Below are 6765 nucleotides of genomic sequence, written 5' to 3' on the forward strand. Positions count from 1 at the left end.
TACGACAAGGAGTACCACCCGTGTCAGGCTCCCTCCACCTCGCAGCCCGCTGCCACGCGGTGCGCGTCCGCTCGGACCGCTCCCCGGACCCGGCGGCACTTCCGGGGCTGTGGATCGAGGACGTGCCCGTGCCGGCGGCCGACCCGCTCGCCGAGCGCCTCCGCCACGCCGAACTCGCCCGCCCGGCCGACGCACCGCGCAAGGTCCTGCTGCGCTACGCCGACGGCCCCTGCGATCTGATCGTCGTGGCCCCTCGCGACCGGTGGGACCGGACGGCCCTCGGACGACTGGCAGTCGGCGACTCCGCCGGACCGCGAACCGCCCGCGCCATCTCCGACGCACCCGCGACCGCTCCCATGCCCGCTTGGGGACTGGGTGACGACGGCCCCACGATCCCCCACCTCTTCGCCCTGGCCGACGGTGGCGACGAGGCGACCTGGCTCGCCGCCCTCGCCGTCACCCTGCGCCGCTACGACCCCGAGAGCGCACCCGTCATCGGCACGGACCACGGCTCCTTCACCGTCGAGCAGGCACCCACTCTCGGTGAGCTGAAGCCCTCCCCCACGGACGGCCCATCGCTCGTCGGCCTGCTCTTCGACGCGGCCGAGGTCCCCGGCGCGTACGTGCCCTGCCTGGCACCGCCGTTCCCGCTCACCCTGTCGGTCTTCAAGGACGCCGACGGCTGGCGGCTTCGCTGCGACCACGTCGGGACTCACATCTCCACGGAGATGGCCGCACAGTTCACCCGACACCTCGCGCGAGTGCAGCAGCTCATCCTGAGCGCGCCTCGGACCGGGGTCGACGACGTCGATCTGCTGGACGAGGCCGAACGCGACCGTGTCGCGGCACTCGGCAGGCCGGCCCACCGCCTGGCCACCACCCCGATCAGCGTGCCCGCGGCGTTCGCACGGATCGCGGAGGCTACGCCGAACCGCATCGCCGTGACCGACGGCGGCGCGGATCTGACCTATCGCGAACTCGACGAGCAGTCGGGCCTCCTGGCACACGGCCTGCGCGAACACGGCGTCACCGCCGGGGACCGGGTGGGCGTGTGTCTGGAGCGCACCGCCGAGCTTCTCGTCACCCTGCTCGCCGTGCTGAAGGCCGGCGCGGCCTACGTCCCCGTCGACCCCGCCTACCCGGCGGACCGTATCGCCCACACCGCGCGGGACGCGGGACTGGGCGTGGTGATCACCCGTCTGCCCGAGTTCCCGGACGTGGCCGGCTGTGCGCCCGTGACACCGGACGAACTGCTCGACGCGGCTGCGGGGCCCGGCGACGCCTCCGCCCTGCCCGCCGTCTCTCCCGACTCCACCGCCTACGTCATCTACACCTCCGGCTCCACCGGCCGCCCCAAGGGCGTCGAGGTGCCGCACCGGAATGTGATCGCCCTGATCCACGCGACCCGCGACGAGTACGTGTTCGGGTGCGACGACGTGTGGACCTGGTTCCACTCCAGCGCCTTCGACTTTTCCGTGTGGGAGGTCTGGGGCTGCCTGCTGTCCGGGGGGCGGCTGGTCGTGGTGCCGTACTTCGTCTCCCGGGAACCCGACAGCTTCCGCGATCTGCTGGTGTCCGAGAAGGTCACCGTCCTGAGCCAGACCCCGTCGGCGTTCGCACAGCTGCTGGACGTGGACCACACCCAAGTCGGGGTCCGGCTGGTCGTGTTCGGCGGCGAGCCGCTCGACGCGCGCATGCTGCTGCCCTGGTTCGACCGGCACCCCGAGTCGGTCTGCCGGATGGTGAACATGTTCGGCATCACCGAGACGACGGTCCACGTCACCCAACAGACCCTCACCCGGCAGCTGGCACTCGCCGCCACCCGCTCCGTCGGGCATGCCCTGCCCGGCTGGCACCTGTACGTGACCGACGATGCGGGGCGGCTGCTGCCGCCCGGCGTGGCCGGCGAGATCTGTGTCGGCGGCGCCGGTGTCGCCCTCGGATACCTCGGCCAGGAGGAACTGACCGCTCGGCGCTTCGTGGTGGACCCGTGGACCAGCGGCACCATGTACCGCAGCGGCGACTTGGGACGTCTGCGCCCGGACGGGCGGCTCGAACACCTTGGACGGATCGACAGCCAGGTCAAGATCCGCGGCTTCCGGATCGAGCTCGACGAGATCCGCGCGGTCCTGCTGGAGGACCCGGACGTACGAACGGCGGCCGTCGTCGTGCGCCGCGACGACCCGGCCGACGCCACCACCGCCGGGATCCACGCCTACGTGGTCCTCACCGGCGGCGACCCGGCCACCGTCCGCAAACGGGCCGCGGGAGTCCTGCCCGACTACATGCTCCCCACCACAGTCACCGCCCTGGACTCGCTCCCGCTGACAGCCAACGGGAAACTCGACACGACACGGCTCCCCGCACCCACAGCCCCCGCCGTGCCGGTGCGGGACACCGAGCCCGTCACGGACGACGACCTCACCGATCGGCTGCGGGAGATATGGAGCGAGGTCCTCGGCAGGCCCGTCGGCCTGGACGACGACTTCTTCGAACTCGGCGGCAACTCCCTGTTCGCCGTCCGTATCGGCGCAGTACTGCGCGCGCGTGGCCTGCCGTCCTTGCGTCTGCGGGAGCTGTACCGCCATCCGACCGTCCGGGACACCGCCAGAATGCTTGTTTCTTCGGACACCTGACCCAGACGCTGCAGCCGGAGGCTGCTGTGACCTCGCCGCCGACGACCGTGCCAGGAAGGCGATCGCTCCCACACAGCGCGCCGTTCGCCGACTGCGGCACGACCACTACATCCACCGCGAGAAGGTCCGCGATCCCGGCATCGCGCCCGCCATCGCCCGCTGCGGAACCCGGCAGGGCACTGGGCGACTTCCGCGCCACCCATCAGTGCTGCGCCGAGGAGTGGGTGACGTTGGAGCAGTGGCGGCGACGGTTCCTCGCCGACCGACTGGACGAACTATCGATCCGGGTCGGCCCGGTGGAGGGACGGGTGCGCTCCCACGGCCGCTACCGCTGACAGCGCACACGGCAACTGCTCCCAGTGGCGAGGGCCAGACAGGCCGGGTTGTGCAGGGCCGTCCACACGGATGGCCCTGCACTCCACCCCCACAACGGCCACGGACGGGCTCCGTGCGCCCGCGAGGATGGCCGCTGCGCCAAGCGGTTCGTGGGTGCCGGCTGCTGGACTCCCCGTACCGGCGGGATGGCCCTGTCCGGCAGGCTCAATCGCTGCTCAAGCAGGTGCTCCTCCGTATCCAGAGCGTGGCGTTGCGGACAGCAATCCAAGATCCGGACCATTCCCGGGCCATCAGTTCGGACAGGAAGAGCGGTGCCGCAGAATGCAGCGACGGCACCGAACCCCGCACCGACGCCGGACCCGACCAGGCCCCAAGTCAGCATTCGTCCGGCCGCCACCGAAGCCGCAAAGCCCGGCGAAAGCGGCAGGGCTGCGAGACAAGCCTCGCGACTTCACCTGACGATACGTCAGCAAAGTCCACAGTCGGTTGATCCGGTGCAGGTCTGCGGCCGGGAAGCAGGTCGAGGACCCGGCGCTACCGAGGGTTGAGGTTCTCAGGCGAGTGTCCAGGTGACGCTGTCGGTGTAGGTGGAGCCGTTGATGGTTGCGGTCACCGTCACGGTGTTCTGTCCCTGACTCAGGGTGATGCCGGCCCACTTGAAGATGCGGTCGCTGCTGCTCAGGGCCCCCAGGGAGGTGCCGTTGAGGGTCGCGGTGACCCGGTCCGCGTTGGAGTACACCTTCAGCTCGGTGGCGGGGTCGGTCCGCTGGGTCCAGCGGCGGCTGGTGATGTGAAGGGTCGGGGTGCTCGCCCAGTTGGCCTTGTACCAGTAGAAGGCGTCCTTGCGGATCTGCCGGTCACGGGTGACCAGGCCCTTGTCGTTGATTCCGGGTCGGCTTCCTTCGTTACGGCCGTCGGAGGCGAAGTCGAACATGGCCCAGACGAACGTGCCCCAGATGTACGGACGGGCGGCGAGCTGCTTCCAGGCCGCCTCGTGGAACAGGGACTGGTACTCCTCGGGGTGCCAGGAACCACCGGGTGCGGGCTTGGGCGGGTTGAGGGCGTGCTGGGTGGTGCTGGCGCCGACACCGTACTCCGACATGGCCATCCTGCGGGACGGGGAGGTCGCGTGCAGGTTGTCGGCCCAGGCGCCGAGGTCACCGTCCTTCGAACCGTAGTACCAGCCGTAGTACTTGTTGAAGCCCGTGGTCTGCGTGTGCAGCCCTGCCTGCGCGTTGTCGGGGTCTTCGCCGCGTACCGCGTAGGTGGAGAGCCGGTCCGGGTCCTCGGCGGCGATGATGCCGGCCAATGACGCGAGCAGCCTGTTCGTGGCGGTGCCGTTGTAGTCGGTCAGCTCGTTGCCGATGCCCCAGAAGACGATCGACGGGTGGTTGTAGTTCTGCCGGATCAGCTCACGCAGCTGGTTCTGGGTGCTCGCGGTGAAGGCGGTGGAATCGGTGACGGAGTTGACCAGCGGGATCTCCGCCCAGACGATCAGTCCGCGTTCGTCGGCGAGTTCGTAGTCCTTCTGATCGTGCTGGTAGTGCGCCATCCGGACGGCGTTGGCGCCGAGCTCCCGGATGAGGTCGAAGTCCTGGGTGTGATCGGCGTCGGTCACTGCCCAGCCCTTGACGGCCCGCTCCTGGTGCAGATTGACACCGTGCAGGCCGAGGTGGCTGCCGTTGAGGTAGCAGCCGGTGGCGGCGTCCACGGCCAGCGAGCGGAGGCCCAGGCGTTCGGTCACCACGTCCGCGATCCTGTCGGCGCCTGCGGTGACGTCGTGGATCTCGACGCTCGCGTTGTAGAGGTAGGGATCCGCCACGCCGTTCCACAGGCGAGGGCTGTCGATGGTGACGGTCTGTCTGATCTCGGCGCCGGCTGCCGCGGCGACGGCCTGCGCGGTGCTGCGGGTGTCCGCGACGACTGTTCCGCTCTTGTCGGCGATGACGCTGCGGACCACCACCGATCTCGTGCCGCCGGTGTCGTTCCACAGCTTCGTCGTCACGGTCACCGTGGCCGACGCGGCGCTGACATCGCTCTGCCAGAGGTAGACGCCTGGGCCCGCGTAGTCCTCCATCCGAATGTGCAGGTTGTCGACGGCCCACAGGCTCACATTGCGGTAGATGCCTCCCTCGAAGGTGTAGTCCGCGCTCACCGGCGCGATGTTCGTGTCACGGGCGTTGATCACCTTGACCGCGATCACGTTGTCCGCGCCGGGGACGAGCACGCCGGTGACGCCGAACCTGAAGCGGGAGTATCCGCCTTTGTGCTGCCCGAGGTACGTGCCGTTGACCCAGACGTCGGCTACCTGGTTGACCCCGGCGAACTGCAAGTACAGCCGCTTCCCCGCCAGTTCCGGCGGCACCGCGTAGTGGCGGCGGTACCAGCCCACTCCGCGGTAGTAGTTGTTGCCGCCGTCGGCGCCGTCGACGGCGTTCCATGTGTGGGGCGTGTTGACCGGCGTCCATCCGGAGTCGTCGAAGCCGGGTGTTTCCGCACCGCTGACGTCTGCTCTGACGAACCGCCATCCCTTGTTGAGGTCGATGCGCACACGCGGATTCGGCGCCGTGTACGTCGTGGCTGCGAAGGCGGCCTTGGACATCGGAATCCCTGCCAACGAGGCCAGTACTCCTCCGGCAGTCCCGCTCAGCACCTGTCGGCGAGTGGGGAAATCTGTCATGCCGAAACTCCCTTTCTCAGTGGTGAAGCAGAGGGCTTTTTCCTGGTGCCGTTCCATCGACGACCGCGGCAGGCCGGCGGGCGCACCGGCTACGCGGTCATCGGACCTGCGGGGACCAGGCAAGGGCGCCTCCAGCGACGGCCCCCGACCCGCCGGTCCGGAGATCGGGCACTGGGGCCGGTCCGCTCACGCGATTCGGAACGGATCACGCCCCCGCCCGGTCCCACCTCCGCCTCGGCGAGGACGCCGAAGTCCGGCGGCCCCACGCTGACGGCACACCGGGCCGTGCCGACCAGAGGTCGATGCGCTGGCCGGCCCGGGGACTGCCGGTGGTGGAGATGAGGGCGTAGGTCTGGGCGGCCCGTTGGGTCCGGTTCGGCCGGGAAACCCGCCGGGCTGCCGGAAACGCGCTGGTGTCCGCGCGTGGGTGAAGGGTGACGTGGCCGATCGCCCCGAGGTCCACCGCGATCCCCACGGACGTGGCGCTGACGTCGGCGAACGGAAGCCGATGCCGGTGAAGCCCTTGGCGCCGGTGACGCTGGTGGTGCTGCTGTCCCGGCCCAGATCTTGCCCCAGCCGCTGTTGCCGAGTGTGCGGTTTCTGTTCACGGTGGTTGGGTTGCCTGCCGAGCTACGGAGCGGGCGGTGGCGGTCTTGAAGCCGTAGGTCTGCACGGGCCCCCTGCACCGAACGAAGTTGGGGGCCAGGGCCACGGCTGCGGCGTGACATGGGGCAGACCGGTGTGATTTATCGGATCGCGGGATCAATGTTCTGGACGCGTCAAAATCAGGTGTGGGATGGGCTCGGCGACAGGCAACGTGCGCGGCGCCAGGGCAGAGCCTGCCGGGCTCGGCGACTTGGCGCGCGAGCCCGGCATGCGGGATGTTGTTCTTCCCCGCCTTCCCACTGCTCAGTTGATGCGGACGATCTTCCAGAGCTGGTCGTCGTTGTTCACGTCGTTCCACTGGACGACCGGAGCGCCGTTACTGGTGGCGGACTGGGCGACTCCGGTGTGGAGGCCGCTTCCCACGTTCTTGAGTTCGTAGTAGCCGTCGCCCGCCTCGACGAGCGTCCACTTCTGTGAGTCGGCGGTGGAGGGGGTGTTCTGGACGAC

3 protein-coding genes are annotated in these 6765 nt (G+C 69.5%); 1 reads left to right on the top strand and 2 read right to left on the bottom strand.

Translation table 11 applies throughout. The features are described 5' to 3' along the window. Window positions 1-20 precede the first annotated feature (20 nt). Window positions 21-2636 (top strand): amino acid adenylation domain-containing protein, encoded by a 2616-nt coding sequence (locus ACFU53_RS05915; protein WP_383986441.1) that lies wholly within the window; start codon window positions 21-23, stop codon window positions 2634-2636. An 889-nt stretch (window positions 2637-3525) separates the two neighbouring features. On the opposite strand, the gene ACFU53_RS05920 is transcribed toward ACFU53_RS05915, so the two are convergent. Beyond that, window positions 3526-5652: a glycoside hydrolase family 2 protein gene (locus ACFU53_RS05920; RefSeq protein WP_383986443.1), complete on the bottom strand. Its 2127-nt coding sequence runs from the start codon at window positions 5650-5652 to the stop codon at window positions 3526-3528. Window positions 5653-6561: 909 nt separating this feature from the next. Next, window positions 6562-6765, bottom strand: a 204-nt coding sequence (locus ACFU53_RS05925) for an RICIN domain-containing protein (RefSeq protein WP_383986445.1), incomplete at its 5' end; no start/stop codon positions are given.

Origin of the sequence: Streptomyces sp. NPDC057474, assembly GCF_042802555.1 — a bacterium.
Lineage (GTDB): Bacteria > Actinomycetota > Actinomycetes > Streptomycetales > Streptomycetaceae > Streptomyces.